17 protein-coding genes, 1 tRNA gene and 1 pseudogene are annotated in these 21,058 nt (G+C 43.1%); 3 read left to right on the plus strand and 16 right to left on the minus strand.

The window, feature by feature from the left end; all coding sequences use genetic code 11:
• Positions 1-60 precede the first annotated feature (60 nt).
• Both HVMH_RS07865 and HVMH_RS07870 read left to right on the plus strand, forming a co-directional pair.
• A complete protein-coding gene (locus HVMH_RS07865) occupies positions 61-978 on the plus strand; it encodes a histone deacetylase family protein (RefSeq protein WP_029909682.1) in 918 nt (305 codons plus the stop codon).
• Positions 979-1,068: 90 nt separating this feature from the next.
• Positions 1,069-1,314: pseudogene (locus HVMH_RS07870) on the plus strand (DUF3175 domain-containing protein); the annotation flags it as partial.
• A 35-nt stretch (positions 1,315-1,349) separates the two neighbouring features.
• On the opposite strand, the gene HVMH_RS07875 reads toward HVMH_RS07870, so the two are convergent.
• The 6 genes from HVMH_RS07875 to HVMH_RS07900 all read right to left on the minus strand — a co-directional run bounded on the left by HVMH_RS07875 (position 1,350) and on the right by HVMH_RS07900 (position 9,752).
• On the minus strand, positions 1,350-2,828 hold the full coding sequence (locus tag HVMH_RS07875; RefSeq protein ID WP_029909685.1) for a class I SAM-dependent DNA methyltransferase: 1,479 nt from the start codon (positions 2,826-2,828) through the stop codon (positions 1,350-1,352).
• A 16-nt stretch (positions 2,829-2,844) separates the two neighbouring features.
• Positions 2,845-4,173 carry a type II toxin-antitoxin system HipA family toxin gene (locus HVMH_RS07880; protein ID WP_029909687.1) on the minus strand — a complete coding sequence of 443 codons (1,329 nt, stop codon included), beginning with the start codon at positions 4,171-4,173 and terminating at the stop codon, positions 2,845-2,847.
• A gap of 5 nt (positions 4,174-4,178) precedes the next feature.
• Positions 4,179-4,430: a helix-turn-helix domain-containing protein gene (locus HVMH_RS07885; protein ID WP_029909690.1), complete on the minus strand. Its 252-nt coding sequence runs from the start codon at positions 4,428-4,430 to the stop codon at positions 4,179-4,181.
• Positions 4,431-4,532: 102 nt separating this feature from the next.
• Entirely contained in the window at positions 4,533-5,474 is a 942-nt protein-coding gene (locus HVMH_RS07890; protein WP_029909693.1) for a hypothetical protein, read from the minus strand.
• Entirely contained in the window at positions 5,443-6,912 is a 1,470-nt protein-coding gene (locus HVMH_RS07895; RefSeq protein ID WP_035628849.1) for a restriction endonuclease subunit S, read from the minus strand. The genes HVMH_RS07890 and HVMH_RS07895 overlap by 32 nt, the downstream gene beginning before the upstream one ends.
• A 38-nt stretch (positions 6,913-6,950) precedes the next feature.
• Positions 6,951-9,752 (minus strand): type I restriction endonuclease subunit R, encoded by a 2,802-nt coding sequence (locus HVMH_RS07900; protein ID WP_029909699.1) that lies wholly within the window; start codon positions 9,750-9,752, stop codon positions 6,951-6,953.
• A gap of 231 nt (positions 9,753-9,983) precedes the next feature.
• On the opposite strand from HVMH_RS07900, the gene HVMH_RS07905 reads away from it, so the two are divergent.
• The gene (locus HVMH_RS07905; RefSeq protein ID WP_029909701.1) at positions 9,984-10,793 is read left to right on the plus strand and encodes a MipA/OmpV family protein; all 810 of its coding nucleotides are present in this window, start codon (positions 9,984-9,986) and stop codon (positions 10,791-10,793) included.
• 86 nt (positions 10,794-10,879) lie between these two features.
• On the opposite strand, the gene HVMH_RS07910 is transcribed toward HVMH_RS07905, so the two are convergent.
• From HVMH_RS07910 to nuoG, 10 genes are all read right to left on the minus strand, one after another.
• Positions 10,880-10,956: transfer RNA gene (locus tag HVMH_RS07910), tRNA-Met, on the minus strand.
• 86 nt (positions 10,957-11,042) lie between these two features.
• Entirely contained in the window at positions 11,043-11,369 is a 327-nt protein-coding gene (locus HVMH_RS07915) for a DUF2818 family protein (RefSeq protein WP_029909704.1), read from the minus strand.
• Positions 11,370-11,422: 53 nt separating this feature from the next.
• The gene (gene nuoN, locus HVMH_RS07920) at positions 11,423-12,868 is read right to left on the minus strand and encodes an NADH-quinone oxidoreductase subunit NuoN (protein WP_232087747.1); all 1,446 of its coding nucleotides are present in this window, start codon (positions 12,866-12,868) and stop codon (positions 11,423-11,425) included.
• A 10-nt stretch (positions 12,869-12,878) separates the two neighbouring features.
• Positions 12,879-14,393, minus strand: coding sequence for an NADH-quinone oxidoreductase subunit M (locus HVMH_RS07925; protein WP_029909708.1), 1,515 nt, complete (start codon positions 14,391-14,393; stop codon positions 12,879-12,881).
• A 27-nt stretch (positions 14,394-14,420) separates the two neighbouring features.
• A complete protein-coding gene (gene nuoL / locus HVMH_RS07930) occupies positions 14,421-16,397 on the minus strand; it encodes an NADH-quinone oxidoreductase subunit L (protein ID WP_029909710.1) in 1,977 nt (658 codons plus the stop codon).
• Between the two features lie 8 nt (positions 16,398-16,405).
• Positions 16,406-16,711 (minus strand): NADH-quinone oxidoreductase subunit NuoK, encoded by a 306-nt coding sequence (gene nuoK, locus HVMH_RS07935; protein ID WP_029909712.1) that lies wholly within the window; start codon positions 16,709-16,711, stop codon positions 16,406-16,408.
• On the minus strand, positions 16,708-17,349 hold the full coding sequence (locus tag HVMH_RS07940; protein WP_029909715.1) for an NADH-quinone oxidoreductase subunit J: 642 nt from the start codon (positions 17,347-17,349) through the stop codon (positions 16,708-16,710). Before HVMH_RS07940 ends, nuoK begins: the two co-directional genes overlap by 4 nt.
• Positions 17,350-17,371: 22 nt before the next feature.
• A complete protein-coding gene (nuoI, locus tag HVMH_RS07945) occupies positions 17,372-17,863 on the minus strand; it encodes an NADH-quinone oxidoreductase subunit NuoI (protein WP_029909716.1) in 492 nt (163 codons plus the stop codon).
• Positions 17,864-17,875: 12 nt separating this feature from the next.
• The gene (gene nuoH, locus HVMH_RS07950; RefSeq protein WP_029909718.1) at positions 17,876-18,940 is read right to left on the minus strand and encodes an NADH-quinone oxidoreductase subunit NuoH; all 1,065 of its coding nucleotides are present in this window, start codon (positions 18,938-18,940) and stop codon (positions 17,876-17,878) included.
• A gap of 14 nt (positions 18,941-18,954) precedes the next feature.
• Positions 18,955-21,045, minus strand: a complete 2,091-nt coding sequence (gene nuoG / locus HVMH_RS07955; RefSeq protein WP_029909721.1) for an NADH-quinone oxidoreductase subunit NuoG — start codon at positions 21,043-21,045, stop codon at positions 18,955-18,957.
• Positions 21,046-21,058: the final 13 nt, after the last annotated feature.

Raw genomic sequence — 21,058 nt, forward strand, 5'->3', positions numbered from 1 at the left:
ACGACTTCTATTCTGCTAAGATAGATGCATTGATAGCATGTCTGCGATGCGAGGCTTAGCATGTTTCTTTATTTCAGCGCCCCTATTTGCGAAAAGCACAGCAACAGCTGGGGGCATCCCGAAAGCGGTGAACGCATTATCCGTATTGAGCAAGCACTCAAAGATGCCGGACTGATGCAACATGCCATTATCCATCCCTTTTCTCCTGCTACAGAGGAAGATGTGCTTCGAGTTCATCACCCAAGAACCTGGCAAACACTCAAAGACAATCTTCCCCAAACTGGCTTCGTAAAAATAGATGAAGACACGGGCATGAATCCCTACAGCCTTGATGCCGCACTAATGGCAACTGGTGCGATGCTCGCCGCCATTGACGGTGTGATGAACAACCAAGCCAAAACCGCGTTTTGCAATATCCGCCCACCAGGACACCATGCCGAAATCAAACGACCAATGGGGTTTTGCCTCATCAATCATATCGCCATCGGTGCGGCTTATGCGCTTGAAAAATACCAACTACAACGCATCGCCATTGTCGATTTTGACGTTCATCATGGCAACGGCACCGAGGATTTCGTGGAGAGCGAAGCGCGCATCGGTTTTGTCTCCAGCTATCAGGAAAATATCTTTCCTTTTGCATCGCCCTTTTCTGATTCAGACAATATCCTAAAGTTACCGCTGAAAGCGCATAGTGATGGTGATGTTTTCATGGAGGCTTGGCAAGAAGGCTTTGCATTCGTCAGAAACTTCAAACCTGAATTGATATTGGTGTCCGCCGGCTTCGATGCCCATCGACTTGACCCGCTCGCCAGCCTGAATCTGACAGAAGACGACTTTTATCGCTGGACACAACAGTTGGTAAAAATTGCGGATGAGATGTGTGAAGGCAAAATTGTTTCCACCCTTGAAGGTGGCTATCATCTTGACGCACTTGCCGCCTCAGCTGTCGCTCATGTAGAAGCCTTTCTGAAACAATAAAATCTGCCAGGTTGGGCAAACATAAGAAATAATCATATGACAAGCAAACAGCAAAATGAAGACAGTACAAAGCAGTGATCTCAAGATGTTACTGAGCATAGCAACGCACTTGATCTCGAACCCGGCGTATTCACTTGGCAAGATCCAAAAGCCATTGCCCGCTCACTCAAAAACTCAGCTGACACAAGCACGAGACGAAAATCCAGCCCTTACCACTCTGCCATGTCTATGCTCACTTTCTATATCAACCGTGCTGGCAAAAATTTAAGTGCTGAACAAAGAGAAATATTAGAAACCGTGAAAGAGGAATTACGGACACTTTATGGGCAACGCTGACAATATGTTGGCCAAAATCTGCCAGGTTGGGGTGTTCAGGTTTCTAAAAGTGTCTCTACTTGTCTGAACTCATCCAGAGCAGCTTCAAGTTGATCAACAATTTCAGCAGCCAGTACTTCAGGAGGAGGTAAGTTTTCAGAGTCTTCAAGTGATTTGTCTTTTAACCAAAAAATATCCAAGTTGGTTTTGTCTCTAGCAATCAGTTCAGCATAATCATAACTGCGCCAACGACCATCCGGGTTCTCTTCGCACCAGGTCACTTGACGCTTGCTAATGTCACCTGCTTTGTACAATGCAATAAACTCATCAAAGTCAGATTTCTTTAGTGGATTTTGCTTCAAGGTTTTATGCACATTGGTTCTAAAATCATACACCCAAAGCTTCGTTGTCCATGCTGTTTTACTCGCAGGCTTCGCATCAAAAAAGATTACATTTGCCTTCACGCCATTGGCGTAAAAAATCCCTGTCGGCAAGCGCAACAAAGTATGGACATTGGTACGTTCTAGCAAGGTCTTACGAATGGTTTCACCCGCGCCACCTTCAAATAACACATTGTCCGGCAATACCACAGCAGCTTTACCATTTACCTTCAACATATTGGCAATGTGCTGCACAAAGTTGAGTTGTTTGTTAGAGGTAGTTGCCCAAAAATCTTCACGCTCGTAAGTCAGTTTTTCTGCTTCCGCTTTACCCGACTTTTCGTTCACCACCGTAATAGAACTTTTCTTACCAAATGGCGGGTTCGCCAGCACTATATCAACCTTGTCCTCACCCACCGATTTTGCCAAAGCATCTTGATTTAAAATTGGGCAATCAGCACCCCCTATGCCATGCAGGTATAAATTCATCGCACACAAACGCACCACCGAGTCTACAATATCATTGCCTCTAAAGGCATCATTCCTTAAAAACTTTTTCTCAGGTTTAGAAGCCGCTTGCGGTGCCATGTAATCATGTGCCGCCAGTAAAAATCCGCCTGTTCCACAAGCCGGGTCAGCCACTACATCCGTTGGTTTAGGTTGCATTACTTCAACCATGGCCTGAATCAGCGCACGAGGCGTAAAGTATTGCCCTGCACCGCCTTTTACATCCTGAGCATTACGCTCCAATAAACCTTCGTAAATTTCACCTTTTACATCCGCCGGTAAGGTTGACCAAGACTCTTTATCAATCATCTTAATCAAACGCTCCAGCTTCGCAGGATCTTGGATTTTATTTTGCGCCTTACGGAAGATGGTGCCCAACATTCCGCTCATCTTACCCAGGTTTTCCAAAGTGTGGCGATACTGGTTTTCTAAATCATCTCCATCCAACTTCACCAAATGTGCCCAGTCATATTCTGCTGGCACGCCAGTATCATCCATATTTGCTTGAGCGCGTTCAGCTGCCATTTTTAGAAAAATTAAATAGGTAATCTGCTCAACATAATCGCCATAGCCCACGCCATCATCACGTAACACATGGGCATAGTTCCAAACTTTATTGACAACTTCTGAGGCTGCTTGATTTGACATATTTTTTGTATTCCTTTTATTCTTTCTCAATGGCAGCTAAATAACGCTTGCCTGCTTCAGCCTGCTTTGCCAACCCTTCAAAAATGGGCTTAGCAATTTCTTTAGGGAAATCTTCCGGCAGTTTCTTCTTCACTTCTTCTATTACTTGAGGCGTTTTGGAAAACATCTCTTTTAAGTGGCTTAGTGCCAACTTTTCAGAGTAACCAACCGCCTTTGCGGTGGTTAAAAAATGCCTCGGTAAAATAGAGTGCCAATTGTAATGCCGCTTTTTGCCTTGCACTGCCATAGCCATTTTAATCTTCTGCTTTTGCAACCCCGTTCCACCAATTAATGGATAAGCCGATAAAATGTCATACAAAGGCGTTAAATGAAAACCGTTATTCTGCTCTATAAACAAACTAAAATTCTTACCATGTCCATCCGGTGCCGCCAGCATCCAAAACAAAACCTGAGACTTAAACACCACTTCTCTATCAGCCTGAGCATTTTGTGAACCTCTCAGCATATCCATCATGTCTTTAATGCCCGGGCCACCATCAGCTTCGTATTTAATCGCTGGTGCAACGCCCATGGCCTGACACATATCTTCCTGAGGCAATCTCACCAGTTTAGAAGCATTTACCCATTTACGATCAAAACGCTCAACCGCCAGTACTTTTTGGTCTTCAAACATCACTACATCAGCTTCAGCGACGGGTAAACCATATGCTTTGGCAATCTGCATACATAACCACTCGTTTTCACAGCTTTGAGACAAATCTAGGTTGTTATAAGCCAGCTTCCCTATTGGGAGTTTCAATATATGCGTTGTGGGTGTGGTGCCTTTTGGTAAAAACCACTCGCCTTCCATTTTTAATAGCGCCGTTTTTTCCTGAGCACCAGCAATGGAAATACGAAAATCTTCATCCTCATCCTGCATACCCAGTGGATTAGAAGCATAGCCCTTAAGGATTTCCGCTATTTCAGCATCACTAAGTGGCTTCGCATGAAGGTTTTCATCATTTGCCAAGCGTTCGCTTGAAAGTTGTATCGCCCCCACACAGTCACTTCCCACTGCGGCTAACAAATCAAATGGCTGAGTTGTTGTGGTATGGAAACGTGCTTGCATCTTTGCACGAATAGCATCATTATCCGGCAACAAGTTGTCCAGAAAGTTATAAATCACATCACCTTCATAGACCTTTTTAGACAAGGGCAAAGAAAAAGACAAAGAACGCGCATAGGGTGAATCCAACCACTCATCCGCATAACGAAACTGCAAAGCACCATTTTTCAATTTCCACAACTCGCCTACCAATAAGCCATTCATGGAAATAAATAGGTGATTAGAAGCCTGCTTTGCCATTTTCATTACCAATCAAGTTTTGATGAGGTATTTTGATCAAAAGCACTGCCTTTTGGTCGAACCTCCAACTCTAAATCCAAGGCGGATAACAACTTAAAAAGTGTTTCTAATTTTGCAGAGTCAGGCTTAGACTCAAATGCAGACACTGTTGCTTGACGCATACTCGCCAAATCTGCAACCGTGGTTTGTGATAAGTTATTGGACACGCGTTTATCTTGAAGATAAACCGATAACTCTTTTGCTGAATTTACTCTCATAGTCAAAACCTTTATACGCTAACCCGTATTGAAACCAAATTATACGCTTAATCGTATAAAAATCAATCCATACGCTTTAGCGTATGTTTTTTAAGTCAGAGTTCAATCCTTTAAAGGAAGTTCTTGCTGAGCTAACTTCGTTTTTTTCATGTGCTTATAACTTCGGCCTTGATTTGTTTCAACTGTAGAAGCACCATCTACTTTCTTAATGACCATAATCACAGAACGATCTACGACCTTCTCTTCTCCAACTTCATCCAATTCTTTATAGTTCACCAAAACTGCTTCAATTACCGTTCCATGTTGAAATGAATATTTACCCGCAAGCACATCTCTTTTGAACTTGAGGTCTTTCATATTAAAAGAGATCATTTCTCCCTTGAAAATTCCTCTCCATTTGGCATTACCTTCCTTTAAAACAGGCGCAACTATCTCAATGCGGGCATCTTCAAATGTTTCATCTGGCAAATTATCTGTGTGAAGGATAAAGTTATTGAATTGCTCTCTATGGATAATTGCTTCATCTTGAATAGGCTTATTTTCAAGATCTAGGTTTAAAAAACCTATATGACTTACTTTTGGCACTTGTTGTATTGATTTGTAAAAGTTTGATCTGCGTTTTCTGACTTTATTACTTTTATCAAGTTCAAGGACTTTTGTTACAGTTTCCGAGGTCTTTTCATCGTCAACGCCCATTGATTTGAGCTTGGCTTCCAATTCCTTGATTTTAAGTTCTTTAATTTTTTTATCTTGTTCAGATGGGAAGGAGTTATAAGTTTGTATACCTAATAAAATTAGTGTCATTATTCCCGTAACCGCTATAACTTGATTACTGGTAGTAATCACCCAACGATTACGCAACCCACCTTCTGATAAAGCTTCCGCATCAATTAAAACTTCTATATCTAAGTGCTTTGCGACCTCTTTTAAAATCGCTAAAAACTCTGCTTCACACTCAAGCCGACTGAGCGCATCAAAATAATGTTGGTTATTTTCAAGGAAGTAATGAATTTCAAATTTTGCAGCAGAAGTATTGGGTAGCATTCACTAACTCTCCTTTAAACGCCGAGGTGAGGATGGTTTGTTTTTGTTGTTGGGCTTGGGTGAGTTTGGTGTCGATTTCTGTCATTAGTCGATCAGCGGCGGTGAGTTTTTCTTCAACAATTCGGACGATTTCTTTTTGTTCTTCCATTGGTGGTAAAGGCAAAGCCATTTCTGCCATAGATTTTGTATTGAAATGAGTAAGTGCTACCCCCACTTTTTGTGCAGCCACTTTGGTTTGAGTAATCGTATTCATATAGAACGACGCAAATTGTTGAACAACGCCTTTTGGTTGCTTAACAATAATTAAATCCGAGCAATTAGCAACTTGAAGAGAATCTGGAATTACACAAGTAACTCCAACACTTCCAGAACGAACTGTCACTAAATCACCTGGTTCTAATACAGACTTTTGAAGTCTAGAATGAAACTCCTCAGATATGTACATTAAACCTTTCGGATCAAACCTATTTTCTCTAACATTTTGTGATCTTAAAAAAGGTATTCCTTTTTCTACATACTCGTTTTTCATTGAGCCCACGTGACCAACGGTAACTCTTTCCCCTACCTGCTCAAAAGTGGCCCATTGCCACTCCTTTGGTAACTTATTCAAACCATCCAGATTGGGACTACAAGGTGCTTTATACTTCTCTTTCCACTTATCATTTTTAGGTATTTGGCCTTTGGCGACGAATTGGTCGAGTTGTTGTTGCTCCCAGCGTTGGCGGCGTTCGGTGAGGATGCGTTGTAGGAGTTGGTCTGCGGGTTCTATTTTGTGTTGGTTGGCTTGTCGCCAGTCTTTGGTGAGTTCGCCGGTGACAGCGGCTTTAAGCACGGATTGGCGGTATTGCTTGAGTTTTTCTTTGGCGACTTTTAGACTTTCAACGCCAGCATCAATATGCGAAAACAGCTCTTCAATTTTCGCTACGATTTGTTTTTGTTGTTGAATTGGGGCTATAGGTATTGGAGCGTTAAGAATATGCTCTCGCTTTAAATTGTTGATATTTGAACCACTTGAAGAGCTAGAAATACGATTTATGTTTTCCTTTGAGGAATAAAAATAAAAGACATATCTAGCATCAATTTGCTCAGATTTATTAACTCGTAAATTTGCACAAAATGCCCCAAACCCCATTGAAAGATCAGCATTAGCTTGAGCTGCCTTCCCCACTAAATGCTTGCTTCCACTAGACATAGCTACAATGATGTCATTTTCTAAAATCTGTTGGGAACTCTTAACAAGCTTTTTTGGAACATAAACCAAATCATCAAAAATTAGATTCTGACCAATATTATTTGCACGTAAGATTGGCATTAAACCTGAAAAAGACTTTGAGGAAGCATCCGTTTTCTTATAGCTTACTCCTCTAATGAGTTCTGCTATATCTCCATAGTGTTTCCATCGCCACCCTTCTGGCAATTGCATTTGTTGTTCTGTCATTTTTATTTTGTTTTCCTTCTACCCCAGCCTGGCAGATTTTAGGCGATTAAGTAGCCGTTAAGTTCTTGAATAATTTTATTTAGGTCTTGCCCGAAAAGTTGCCTTGCTTTGATAAGACCACCGTCTTGATTAAAGGGCGTGTATTCAAAGTCATCTAAGGTCATCTCTGCGTTTTGGGCAATTTGGTCTTTGATTTTATTGAGCCAGTCAAGTTGCTCGGCATTAAAGGCGGTGCCGGTTTGTTGCATTTGGTTTAGCCAAACTTGGTAGTTTTTGTTGACGGTGTTTTCAAAGGGTTCTAACTCATTGACATTTTGCGTGGCAAAGCGAATCAAACTAACCAAGTTAGTCAGCAATTCTTTAGCGGGTACGCCTTTGACTTTCGCTTTTTCAAGCTGTTCATACGCCTTCCAGACTTCTAACGGAGCGATATGATACGGCGGCTGTTTGATTTCATCGGCGAGTTGTTCTATCAAGTCATAGCTTAGATGACGCTGCTGGTAGGGCTTTTGGTAAATAAGGGTAATGGCGTCCAATTCGTTTTTGTGGTCTTGTATAAACTGTTGCCAGTTTTGAATAAGCTGTTCGGCTTTTTCACTATCGTAACCTGTGCCTTCAATGAGCTCGTCCGCACTGTCGTCTATGATTTGTTCGGTGTCTTTGCGTAGCTCTTCTAGCAACTCTCGTAAGTCTGGGTTGTGGAAGGGTTTTACCAGCGAGTCTGCGGTGGGTTCAAATGTGCATTGAATGTCTTTATCAGACAGATCATCTTCTATTTTGCCGGTGGCAATCACGGCGTTTTGAATAAGGGTGTCTTCATTCGTGGCGTGAATCAACTCGCCTGCCAGCAAGGCCAGTGGTTTACCTGCGACTTGGCTGACTCTTTGGCGTTGTTTGTCACTGAGTTTTATGTCCAACCGCATGAGGCGATTGCCCAAACTACGCAGCGTATCTAAGTGGCGATCTCCGCGAGCGACTTGTTCCATGAGTTTAAAAGTAGAAACCGAGGGTTTGCTTTCTAAAGACTTGGATTCGGTTTTGTCTGTTTCGGTGACGCCGACGGCATCGACCAATACAAAGCGTGTTTTGGCAACGGCGTCCGGTGTGACTTTTTGCAGGGCGTCGGCATCAATCACTCTCGTACCACGGCCTTTCATTTGCTCATAGTAGGCTTGGCTTTTGACATCTCGCATAAAGATAACGCATTCAAGCGGTTTGATGTCTGTGCCGGTGGCAATCATATCAACCGTAATGGCAATGCGAAATATGGGGCTGGTGCGAAACTCGCCAATGGTTTCATCAGCGGTTTTTTTGCCGACTTTGTAGGTGACTTTTTTGCAGAAGTCATTGCCTTGGTTAAAGACTTCTCTCACGGCATCCATAATACGGTCTGCATGATCGTCATCTTTGGCGAAAATCAAAGTTTTGGGCACCCATTCCATGTGTTTATCTGTGCCTTGGCCTTGCCAGTGTCTTTCAGGAAAACACTCCGGAAGGCAGCGGTCTTTAAAGCCTTGAATAATGGTTCTGATTTGGTTGGGGGCAATCACACTGCGGTCTATTTGGGTGGCTTGGTAGGTTTCGTCTTCATCAAGCTTTTGCAGTCGTTTGGCTTTGGTGAGTTTGTCACGCACTTGCACGGTGGTGCCGGCCTCTATGGTGTCACCCTCTTCTGACTTTTTGGTTTTGATGCGGTAGATGTCATAACCGACATTGACCTTGTCGATAATGGCGTCTTCATGGGTGTATTCCGACACAAGGTTTTGCCCAAAGAACCCAATGGTCTTTTTGGTAGGCGTGGCGGTTAGGCCGATGAGAAAGGCATCGAAGTAATCAATCACTTGTCGCCAAAGGTTGTAAATAGAACGGTGGCATTCGTCAATGATAATGAGGTCAAACTGCTCAATGGGAATGGCAGGATTATAGGAGACCTCTCTAACTTTTTGATTGGGCGCGCTTTCAATCTCGTAAGTGGAGTGTTCTTCGGTTTCGTCATCCATCTCTTTGCCGGACAACTGTGAATACAAGCGTTGAATGGTTGAAATAGTGACTTTGATGTCATCCCCCACGCCTGCGGCACCGAGCTGCTTAACGTTATAGAGACTGGTGAACTTACGGCCGTCATTCGGCACGGTGTAGTTTTCGAACTCGGCTTTGGCTTGACGACCAAGGTTACCTCTATCGACCAAAAACAAAATGCGTTTGGCTTTGGCAAACTTGGCGAGGCGATACACTTGGGTCACGGCGGTAAAGGTTTTACCGGCTCCGGTTGCCATTTGCAATAAAGCGCGGGGCTTGGCTTGCTTAAGGCTATTTTCTATGCCGTTGATGGCATCAATCTGGCAGTCTCGCAACCCGGCTGGGTCAAGTTCTGGTAGGTTTTGGAGCCTGGCTCGGAAGGTTTGTTCTTCTTGTAGCCATTCATGCAGGGTTTCAGGTTTGTGAAAATGAAAGACAAAACGGGAACGAGGAATAGGATCTCTTTCATCGCGAAAGCGGATTTCAACATTGGTGGCTTCATACAAAAACGGCAGCGGTTGACCGTCTTCAGACCAACGTTTTATATAGCTGGTATTGGATGTGCTATAGCGGCCGGATTGCTCGGCGACACTACCAAGCGAAGTACCTTCTCGCTTAGCCTCTATAATCCCGCAGGCCTTGCCATCAATAAAGAGCATGTAGTCTGCAGGACCTGTATTTGTATCCATTTCACGAATGGCAACCCCAAGACCTGCATAAAGATTCATTCTATGTTTGTCTTGAACGTGCCAGCCAGCTTGAGCTAATTTCTCATCAATCTGCTCTCTGGATAAAGCTTCATTTATGGAGTAGTTTTGCATGCCTGCCTGTTCTTACATAAAACCTCTTATGAAGTATATATCAATTAGCGACAAACATGCATCTGCAAATGCTGAAAATCTGCCAGGTTGGGTAAAGAGTTACACTTCAGCAAAATGATTATTTAGAATAATGAAATCAGTCTGCCTCAACAGACAACTTTCTTATAGTAGAGGGTTATGAAAGCTTTTTCAGTGCTACTTAAAAAATGGCAAATACAATTGGGAATAGCAATGGTTTGTGCAACAACATTGCCTTTCAATGCCTTTGCACAGCAAACCTTACCCAAATGGGAACTAGGTTTGGGGCCTGGGATCATTTCTTACCCTGACTACCCCGGTTCTAAAGAACAGAACAACTTAATCATTCCTTTTCCTTATGTCACTTATCGCGGCAAAGATTTTGAGATTGACCAGCGCGAAGCAAAAAAACCGCTCTATGTTTTTGGAGAATGGGAGCTGGACCTAAGTCTGACGGGAAGTGTTCCGGTTTCAAGCAAAGACAATAAAATGCGACAAGGTATGGATGACCTAGATACCACGGTTGGGTTTGGTCCCGTGCTAAAGTACCGCCTGATTCATCGCCACCTTAATGAGCTGAAGCTTGAAATGCCAGTTTACTGGGCAATCGCTACCAATTTCCGTTCACTGCATGATGAAGGCGTCAAAACCACACCCGGACTTTACTACTACTTCCGCAAAAGCTTTTCTTCTGATCAACGCATCAAAATCACGCTTTATACCAATGCCAATTTTGCAACGGCAAAAAACAATAATTATTTCTATGAAGTTAAGGCTTATGAAGCGACTAGCTGGCGACCTGACTATAGAACCGAAGGTGGATTTGGCGGTTACAGCTATGGCGCCAGCGTGAACTGGCACTTTGGCAACTTTTGGCTGGGAGCATTTTATAAATTGACGGACTTGTCCGAAGCCGTTTTCAGACACAGCCCTTTGGTTGAAACTACACGCGCAGAAACCTTTGGCGCAGCATTGACCTGGAACTTCTACAAGTCTTCCGAAACGGTCGAGGGATTGGAGTAGTGTTAGTCGGCTTATCAAACTAATTTGATTAATGTATAGAAATTTCAGACATAAAAAAACCAGACAAAAGTCTGGTTTTTGAATTTTGGTAGCGGGGGCTGGATTTGAACCAACGACCTTCGGGTTATGAGCCCGACGAGCTACCAAGCTGCTCCACCCCGCGTTAATGATGTGCGTATTATAGGGTGTTACAGAATTATTGCAAGTCGAATTTGGGATTTATTCGAAAAGAGTCCTGAACGCTTAAAATCAGGCACTCTTTTTAGCAGAATGTATGAACTGCTTTAGGTTATATCTGTAGATAAACCCTGGGAATGCGAAAATCGCAAACATGAACAAGGTAACGACATAGAACTCCCAACCTTGCTCTTTGACGTGTCCCATTACCTTGTTCTGTAACAAGTAACTAAAGCCACCCATAATCAGAAAATATAAGAACCATTCGGCCAAATTAATCCAAATACTTTTCGTTGGCACTGTGATAAACACAAATAACTTGTTTTGCAAAATCCAAGGGACGTTTGCTAATACGATAGCTGTAGAAAGCAATATCCAAACAGCAGCATCTAATGTCATATTTCTACCCTTTTAACAAAAAGCCCTAAGGATTAGTTAGGGCTTTTGAAATCTTATAAGCTGTTATAGCAAAGTGTGATCAACGATGATGGCATCAAACCAAGTATCAGTAATGCGACTGATACGAAACTCACTGCCCAGTTCAACTGTCTACTGACAGGCTCTGCCTTACTATTGTCATCCGGCTCATCAAAGTACATAGTTTTGACGACTTTCAAATAATAGAATGCGCTGATAACGGCTGTTACAACAGCATAAACCGCTAACCATACAAAACCTGAACGAACGGCTTCTTGAATAACCGTTACTTTTGCATAGAAGCCAATGAATGGTGGGATACCTGCCATAGAGAACATAACAAACAACATCATAAGCGCTAACCAAGGATTGCGCTTGTTCATACCTTTGAAGTCTGAGACCTTATCAAAGGCATTGCCTGTTCTCGCAAGTGCGACGATCATACCAAACCCGGCAACACCGGTGATCGAATAAACAATGATGTAGAACATCGCGGCTGAATAACCATCTGGTGTCGCTGCCACGATACCTAACAACATGAATCCCACATGCCCGATACCAGAGTATGCCAGAAGCCGTTTTAAATTGTCTTGAACAAGTGTGACGATTGCGCCAACTGCCAAAGATAGTACGGTGATGATGATAATCAACGTCTGCCAGTCTTGAACCAAGCCTGGAAGACCTTCAATCAAAATACGGTAAAGCATTGCAAATGCCGCAAGCTTTGGTGCGGTTCCCATAAACAGGGTTACGGCAGTTGGTGCACCATGATAAACGTCAGGCACCCACATATGAAACGGTACGGCGCCTAGCTTAAAGGCCAAACCGATGACAACAAATACAACACCGAAAGAAAGAACAACATCATCAGCTTTTCCTGAAGCAATAACTTGTGCCATTTTCGAGAATTGGATTTCGCCAGTTGCACCGTAAAGCATTGAGAAACCATACAACAACATACCGGTTGCCAAAGCACCTAGTACAAAATATTTCATCGCAGCTTCAAGGGCAAACTGATTGTCTTTACGCATGGCAACTAATGCATAGATAGCCAGAGACATGATTTCCAAACCTAGGTACATTGTGATTAGGTTGTAGGCAGAAACCATGACGAACATACCTAGCACACCGAAAAGCCCTAGCGTGAAGTACTCACCTTTATAGAATTTCTTCTGTAACAGATATTCTTTTGAGAACAAGAAGATACCTAGTGAGATTAAAACAATGAACAGTTTTAAGACATCACCAAAAGTGTCTCTTACAAAACTACCGCTAAAGGTAATGACTTGTTCTGTTGCAAAGCTCTCGAAGATGAGATAGCCGACAACCACCAAAATAACTTGAGTTGCATAGTAGGTTGCGAACTCATAACGCTTTGACCAAATCGTATCAGCAACGAGAAGCAATGACGCCAAAACCAGTAATACGATTTCCGGCATTGCGGGTGCGAAACTTGGGATTACGAAATTCATATGATTCATTCACCTATCTTTATAATTTTGACGTTGTCGCTTGAATCAGAAGATTCTCGACAGAAGTATGCATCACATCAATGACTGGCGCAGGGTAGATACCTAGCAAAATAACTGCAACAGCCAAGGTTGCCATGATTGTAAATTCACGTGCATTTAAGTCTTTTAGCTGGGCAACATTGTCGTTTGAAACCGGACCAAAGAAAACGCGTTTCACCATCCATAGCGTATAGGCTGCTCCGATAATCAAAGTGGACGCTGCAACAATACCGTACCAAGGGTTCGCCTTGAAGGATGAAAGGATAACCATGAACTCACCCACGAAACCTGATGTACCTGGAAGGCCGGCATTAGCCATTGCAAACAATACCGCAAAGAAACCAAACCATGGCATGGTGTTGACCACACCACCATAAGCACTGATTTCACGTGTATGCATACGGTCATACAGCACACCAATCATCAAGAACATTGCGCCGGAAATGAAACCATGCGAAATCATCTGAATCATCGCCCCTTCCATACCGATCATAGAACCTTGCGTGGACTGAGTGTTTTGCAGGATATCGAATACAAGGAACATCCCTAGCGTAACGAAGCCCATGTGTGAGATTGAGGAGTAAGCAACCAGTTTCTTCATGTCTGATTGAACCATCGCTACCAAACCGATATAGAAAATAGCAATCAATGAAAGTGCAATCACTAACCAGTCAAGCTCCATAGATGCATCTGGCGTAATCGGTAGGCTGAAACGAACGAAGCCATAGCCACCCATTTTCAACATAATGGCAGCCAGTACAACAGAACCAGCAGTAGGTGCCTGTACGTGAGCATCAGGCAACCAAGTATGCACTGGGAACATTGGTACTTTAACGGCGAATGCAATCAAGAATGCCAAGAAGATCAAAATCTGTGCTGTCATGCCTAGGTGCATGGCTTGGAAATCCAGAATAGAGAAGCTCCCTGACTGGAAATACATGTATAAAAAGCCAACCAGCATGAATACTGAACCGAAGAAGGTATACAGGAAGAACTTGATAGTCGCGTAAACACGATTTGGTCCACCCCACTTACCGATAACGATAAACATTGGGATCAACAATGCTTCCCAGAACACATAGAACAAGATACCGTCAAGCGCAACGAAAACACCGATCATCAGACCTTGCATGATCATGAAAGCACCCATGTATTGCTCTACACGCTCTTTAATCACTTCCCATGCAGAAGCAATGACCAAGATTTGAGTAAACGTTGTCAACAATACCAATGGCATCGAAAGACCATCAACCCCCAGGTAGTACTGGATGTTGAATTGCGGAATCCAGCTTGATCTTTCAACGAACTGCATCGCAGCAGTTGTTTTATCAAATTCCATCCAAAGTGGTAGTGAAGCAAGAAAAGTCAGTACCGAAACGATTAATGCAATCCATTTTGCAAGTTGGTCTCTATCTCGACCAACAAACAAAACAATCAACCCGCCAATAATAGGTAACCAAATCAGGGTACTTAAAATAGGAAAACCAAATATCATCTAAAAAATTCCCTTATCTTCTTATTCTTACCACAATACCCAAACGAGCATGCCTAGTAGGCCAAAAATCATTACAAACGCGTAATGGTACATATATCCAGTTTGTGCAGTTCTTAATGAAGCTGCCATCCCAGCAATTGACGTAAATGTATTGGTAACAATACCGGTATCAATTGTCTTAACATCAATTCCTTTCCAGAAGAACTCACCTAATTTACGTGCGCCGCCAACGAATACGATTTCATTGAAGCGGTCAAACCCATACGCATGTCGTAAAACATAGGCACTACGGAAACAGGTTACTTTCAGCTTGTCAGTCAACCCAGGCGCTCTTAGGTATAAGAACCAAGCTAAAACAACACCAGACAAGGCTAGGATCACAGGTAGCGTCGTCAATGCATGAACAATCATGTCAAATGGGCCGTTGTAATGATGTGCATAGATTTCACCTAGTACATCATGCTGCGGCAATACATGGATTGCATCTGCAAAATAGCTACCAGACAGTACACCACCAATCAACGGGAACCCGATCAACACTGAAGGGATAGCCAACATAATCAATGGTAGCGTCACCACCCAAGGAGACTCCTTGATTTGATGGGTCTTGACATACTCCGACTCTTCTCCGTGGAAGACGATAAAGAACATTCTGAAACTGTAGAACGCCGTTACGAACACACCGATATAAAGCAGCACTTGCGCATAGCCGGCACCGAACAGATGAGAACCACCCACTGCCATCAAAATACTGTCTTTCGAGAAGAAGCCTGAAAAACCAGGGAAACCAATTAGCGCCAAGTTACCTATCAAAAGCGATACATAAGTGATTGGCATATACTTGCGCAGACCACCCATCTGACGGATATCTTGAATATGGTGCATCGCGATAATGACGGAACCCGCAGCCAAGAACAACAAGGCTTTAAAGAAGGCATGCGTCAATACATGGAACATCCCTGCCGCATACGCAGACACACCCAATGCTGCCGTCATATACCCCAACTGAGAAAGTGTTGAATAGGCAACGACACGTTTAATGTCATTTTGAACCATACCCAATAGCCCCATCATAAAGGCTGTTGTGGCACCCACAATCAATACAAAGCTCAACGCCACTTCAGACAGCTCATAAGCTGGAGACAAACGTGCCACCATGAAAATACCGGCTGTTACCATCGTTGCCGCGTGAATCAAAGCGGAAATAGGGGTTGGGCCTTCCATCGACTCTGGCAGCCACACATGCAAAGGCATCTGTGCAGATTTACCCATGGCGCCGATGAACAACAAAATCGTCATGACAGTAATCATTGACCATTCTGTACCAGGGAATAGGCTCATAGTTGTATCTTTGTGCGCAGCAAGGCCGTTGAAGAATTCAGTGTAATCCAAGGTATTGAAATACATAACAACGACAGCAATACCTAAAATAAAACCGAAGTCACCAACACGGTTCACAAGAAATGCCTTCAGGTTTGCTTGAATCGCAGACTCGCGCTTCATATAGAAACCGATCAAAAGGTAAGAAACCAAACCTACTGCTTCCCAACCGAAGAACAACTGCAAGAAGTTGTTTGCCATAACCAATGACAACATTGAGAAGGTAAATAGTGAAATGTAACTGAAGAAACGCTGATAGTAAGGATTATGATGATCATAGTCTTCATCGTGATCCATATAACCAATTGTATACACGTGAACCATCAGAGATACAAACGTAACAACCAGCATCATGGTTGCCGATAGGCTATCAATCATATAGCCGATTTCAAAGCGAATACCGTCTGAAACCAGCCACGTATAGAGTGAATCGTTATATGGAGCATGCCCTTGCCAAACAAATAGATAGAACACATAAAACGATAGAATCGTCGAGACTGCTACACCGAAAATCGTAATGGTATGCGCCCCACGTCGGCCGATTCGACGACCGAACAAACCGGCCATCAAGCCACCAAACAGCGGTGACAAAAGAATAAGAGTTAAAATGAATTTTAATGCCATCTTTAAAATTATCCCTTCATTGAACCAAGATCATCAACGTTGATGCTCTTACGATTACGGAAAACTAGCACGATAATGGCAAGGCCAATGGCCGCTTCTGCTGCTGCTACCGTCATAATGAAAAATACAAAAATTTGTCCAGTGACATCATTTAAATAATGAGAAAAGGCAACCAAGTTGGTGTTTACAGCTAACAACAGCAACTCAATCGACATCAAAAGAATAATGATGTTTTTGCGGTTAAGGAAAATACCTGCCATGCTAATCATGAACAAGACAGCTCCAAAAATTAAGTAATCTGAAAGCGCTATCATTCGTCTTTTCCTTCTTCTTTTTTCACGTCTGCTTCAACAACCGCATCCATTTTGACCATACGGAAACGATCTTCAGCACGCACTTTAACCTGCTTATCAATATCTTGATACAAGACTTCTGTTGTAGGACGACGGCGAAGCGTTAATGTAATTGCCGCAATAATACCGACCAAAAGCAAAACAGCCGCAAGAATGAATGCATAAGCATGCGTTGTATACAAAGGCACCGCGATAGCTTTTGTGTTGCTGTAATTCGCGCCAAACTCTTGTGGTGAAGGGTAATGCGACAAACCAAATCTGTCAGGCCCTAAAACCAAATACATCAAAGCAAAAATGGCGATAGATACCAATACACCTAAAGGCAGGTAACGCGTAAACCCTTCTTTAATTTGGGCTACGTTGATATCTAACATCATTACCACAAATAGGAACAAAACCATCACCGCACCGACATAAACGAGAATCAGGACCAAACCTAGAAACTCTGCTTGCGCCGTCAACCAAACACCTGCTGTTGAGATGAATGCCAATACCAGCCATAACGCTGCTTTAACAGGGTTTTTGACACTAATCATCATCAACCCTGAAATCGCCGCTATACCGGCCAACACGTAAAAAATAAATTGTAAAAATGTCATCTAATGTCTCTCTTGGTCTACATTAACGGTACTTAGCGTCTGCTGCTCTATCAGCAGCAATTTGCGCTTCGTGCTTATCACCAAAAGCCAACAGCTTTTCTTTTGTCATAATATGAGGTCCTCTCTCGTGGAACTCATATTCAAAAACACGCGTTTCTACAATCGCATCTACTGGGCAGGCTTCTTCGCAGAAACCACAGTAAATACACTTGAACATATCGATGTCGTATTGCGTTGTACGACGAGAACCATCTTCTCTCTCTTCTGATTCAATGGTAATGGCATTTGCTGGACATACTGCTTCACACAATTTACACGCAATGCAACGCTCTTCACCATTCTCATAACGTCGAAGCGCATGGTGGCCTCTGAAACGAGGAGAAAGTGGTGTTTTTTCTTCTGGGTAACGAACGGTAATCTTCTTTTTGAAAAGGTATTTACCTGTTACTGCCAAGCCTTTGAATAGTTCAATCAATCCAAAGGTTTTAACTTGATGTTTTAAAAATGCAATCATGATGAACCTCTATTAATTGAACCAAGGGCCAAGTTTGACATATTCCATGATCATCACAACGAACACCCATACGATTGTCACTGGAATCAAAACTTTCCAGCCCAGACGCATGATTTGGTCGTAGCGATAACGTGGGAAAGTCGCACGGAACCACAAGAACAAGAATAATAAGAAGGCAACCTTAGCAAACAACCAGATAAATCCAGGAATCCAACCAAAAACTGCTTCCACCCCAGGAATACCGTCAAACGGCGATAACCAACCACCAAGGAACATAATCGCTGTCATAAAGGAGATCAGAATCATCATCGAATATTCTGCTAGGAAGAATACGGCGAATGCCATACCAGAATATTCAACATGGAAACCGGCAACAATTTCAGACTCCCCTTCCGCAACGTCAAACGGCGCACGGTTGGTTTCTGCTAAACCGGAAATGAAGTAAACGAAGAACATTGGTAGCAATGGAATCCAGTACCAATGCCAAATACCCCCCTTCTGCCCATTAACGATGTCGGTCAGGTTCATGCTGTCAGCAACCATCAATACCGTTACCAACGCGAAGCCCATCGCGATTTCATAGGAAATCTTCTGTGCAGATGCACGAAGTGCACCAAGGAATGCATACTTAGAGTTGGATGCCCAACCAGAAATAACGATACCGTAAACACCAATCGAAGCCACAGCCAATACATAAAGCACGCCTGCGTTGATGTTAGCAACCACGACACCATTCGCATCAAACGGGATAACCGCCCAAGCCGCTACTGCAGGCGCGATTGCCAATACTGGCGCGATAATAAACAGGTACTTGTTAGATTGGCTAGGGATAACCACTTCTTTGGTCAAGGCTTTAACCGCATCTGCAATCGGTTGCAACCAACCACCTGGACCGACTCGGTTAGGCCCCATACGAACTTGCATATAGCCGATGACTTTACGCTCAGCGTAAGTCAACCATGCAACCGTAATCATGACCGGCATGATAACAACCACTGCCTGGATTAATAACGTAATCAGCACAGCCAGCCAGTCATACATGAAAGAAGATAGCCAAGCTTGTAATGAATCAAACATAATGACAAATCTCCTTAATTAGATGCTGACGCATCAGGGGTTGCTTGCAAAGATGCTGAACGGCGCACCAGTGCATCTACCGAATAAATTGAAACAAGTGGTGTAGGAATTAAGCTTGCTTCATCATTGGCCAACGACAATGCAGCATAATCAGCACTCGGAATTTCTGAATCCAAAACTTCAGCCAACACTTGATTAGAATGGGTTTGCTCAAAGCCTTCCAACTCGAACATGTTGCCCAACACGCGGAAGATTTTCCAAGCAGGCTTTGCTTCGCCTTGAGGTTCAACTGCCATTTTGAATGACTGCTTCACACCCGTAGCATTAACAAAAGTCCCTGCAGTTTCAGCGAATGTTGCGATTGGCAACATGACGTCTGCATAACTACGTTGCGCTTCCGTATCGAAGGCAGTCAATGACACAACAAAGTCCGCAGACTGCATCGCTTGAAGTGCCATGTTCCCATCTTGAACATCATGTTCAGGTTCAATACCCAAGTTGATGAAAGTCTTCAAATTGTTTGACAACATTTCTACGGTATTCAAACCACCTTCTTTTGGCACAAAACCAGTTAGCTGTGCCCCTACTTCGTTTCCTGCCATTGGCAAAATACTGAAGGTTGCTTGAGTCACTTTAGCGATGTCGTCACACAACTTAACGATTTGTGAATAACGTGCATCCATTTGCGCAATTTGTCCCAACATGATTGCTGATGGGTTGTTGTGCAAATGTGTTGCAATGTCTTTATGTGCATCAGTTACTTCAACTGAAGATAGGTAATTCGGAACATTTCCAGCCATTGACGTCGCAGCTTTTGCAACAGCTTTCAACTCGGCTAGAAGGTCTTCGTTAGCCAAAGTTTCAACATCATAGTTGAACTTAAAGTCTTGAGGATTCACCGCAAATACCCTAGCACCAGACAACTGTGCTTTACGAACACGGTGATTCAGCATTGGCAATTCTTTTCTTAAGAAGCTACCAACCAGAAGCACCGATTTCAAAGACTCTACTTCATCCAGAGAATGATTTAGCTTAGACCCAACCTGGCAGATTTTATCCATTGAGAAATCTACTTGTCTCAATCTGTGGTCTAGATTGCGAACACCTAATCCTCTCGCCAATTTTTGCAACAAGTGCAATTCTTCTAATGTAGAAGACGGTGAAGCCAATACACCGATATCATTTGGTTCAGCCAAACGTGATTTTAGAGAATCAACAACAAATTCCAATGCCGTTTCCCAGTCAACTTTTTTCCATTGACCATTCTTCTTAATCATTGGAGCCGTTAGACGATCTTCACTGTTAATCCCTTCATAAGAGAAGCGATCACGGTCAGAAATCCAAACTTCGTTGATGGCTTCGTTTTCATCTGGAACAACACGAAGTACTTTATTGTTTTTAGAATGGATAATGATGTTAGAGCCGATACTGTCGTGAGGCGCAATAGACTTATGAGATTTCAACTCCCATGGTCTAGCTGAATAACGGAACGGCTTAGAGGTCAATGCACCTACTGGACACAAATCAATCATGTTCCCGGACATTTCAGAAGAAACCGACTTCTCGATATACGTACCGATTTCCATCCATTCACTACGACCAGTAGCACCTAGCTCCATAATCCCGCCAATCTCTTGGCCGAAACGGACACAACGGGTACAGTGAATACAACGCGTCATATCGGTATGGATAAGCGAACCAATATTTTTATCACCTAGAATACGCTTGGCTTCCGTATATTTGGAAACATCATCACCATACTCCATTGCCACATCTTGCAGCTCACACTCGCCACCTTGGTCACAGATTGGACAATCCAGTGGGTGGTTGATCAACAAGAATTCCATGACTGATTTTTGTGCCGCAACTGCTTTAGAGGATTTAGTAAAGACCTTCATCCCATCCGTTACAGGGGTTGCACAAGCTGGCAAAGCTTTAGGCGCACCTTCAACTTCAACCAAACACATACGGCAGTTTGCCGCGATGGATAGCTTCTTGTGGTAACAAAAACGCGGAATAGAAATTTGAGCATCGTCAGCAACATCAATAAGCATGTCACCTTCACGAGCTTCAACAACTTGTCCGTTTATCTCAATTTTAACCATAATTAAAACCTAA

This window comes from Hydrogenovibrio marinus, assembly GCF_013340845.1.
GTDB lineage: Bacteria > Pseudomonadota > Gammaproteobacteria > Thiomicrospirales > Thiomicrospiraceae > Hydrogenovibrio > Hydrogenovibrio marinus.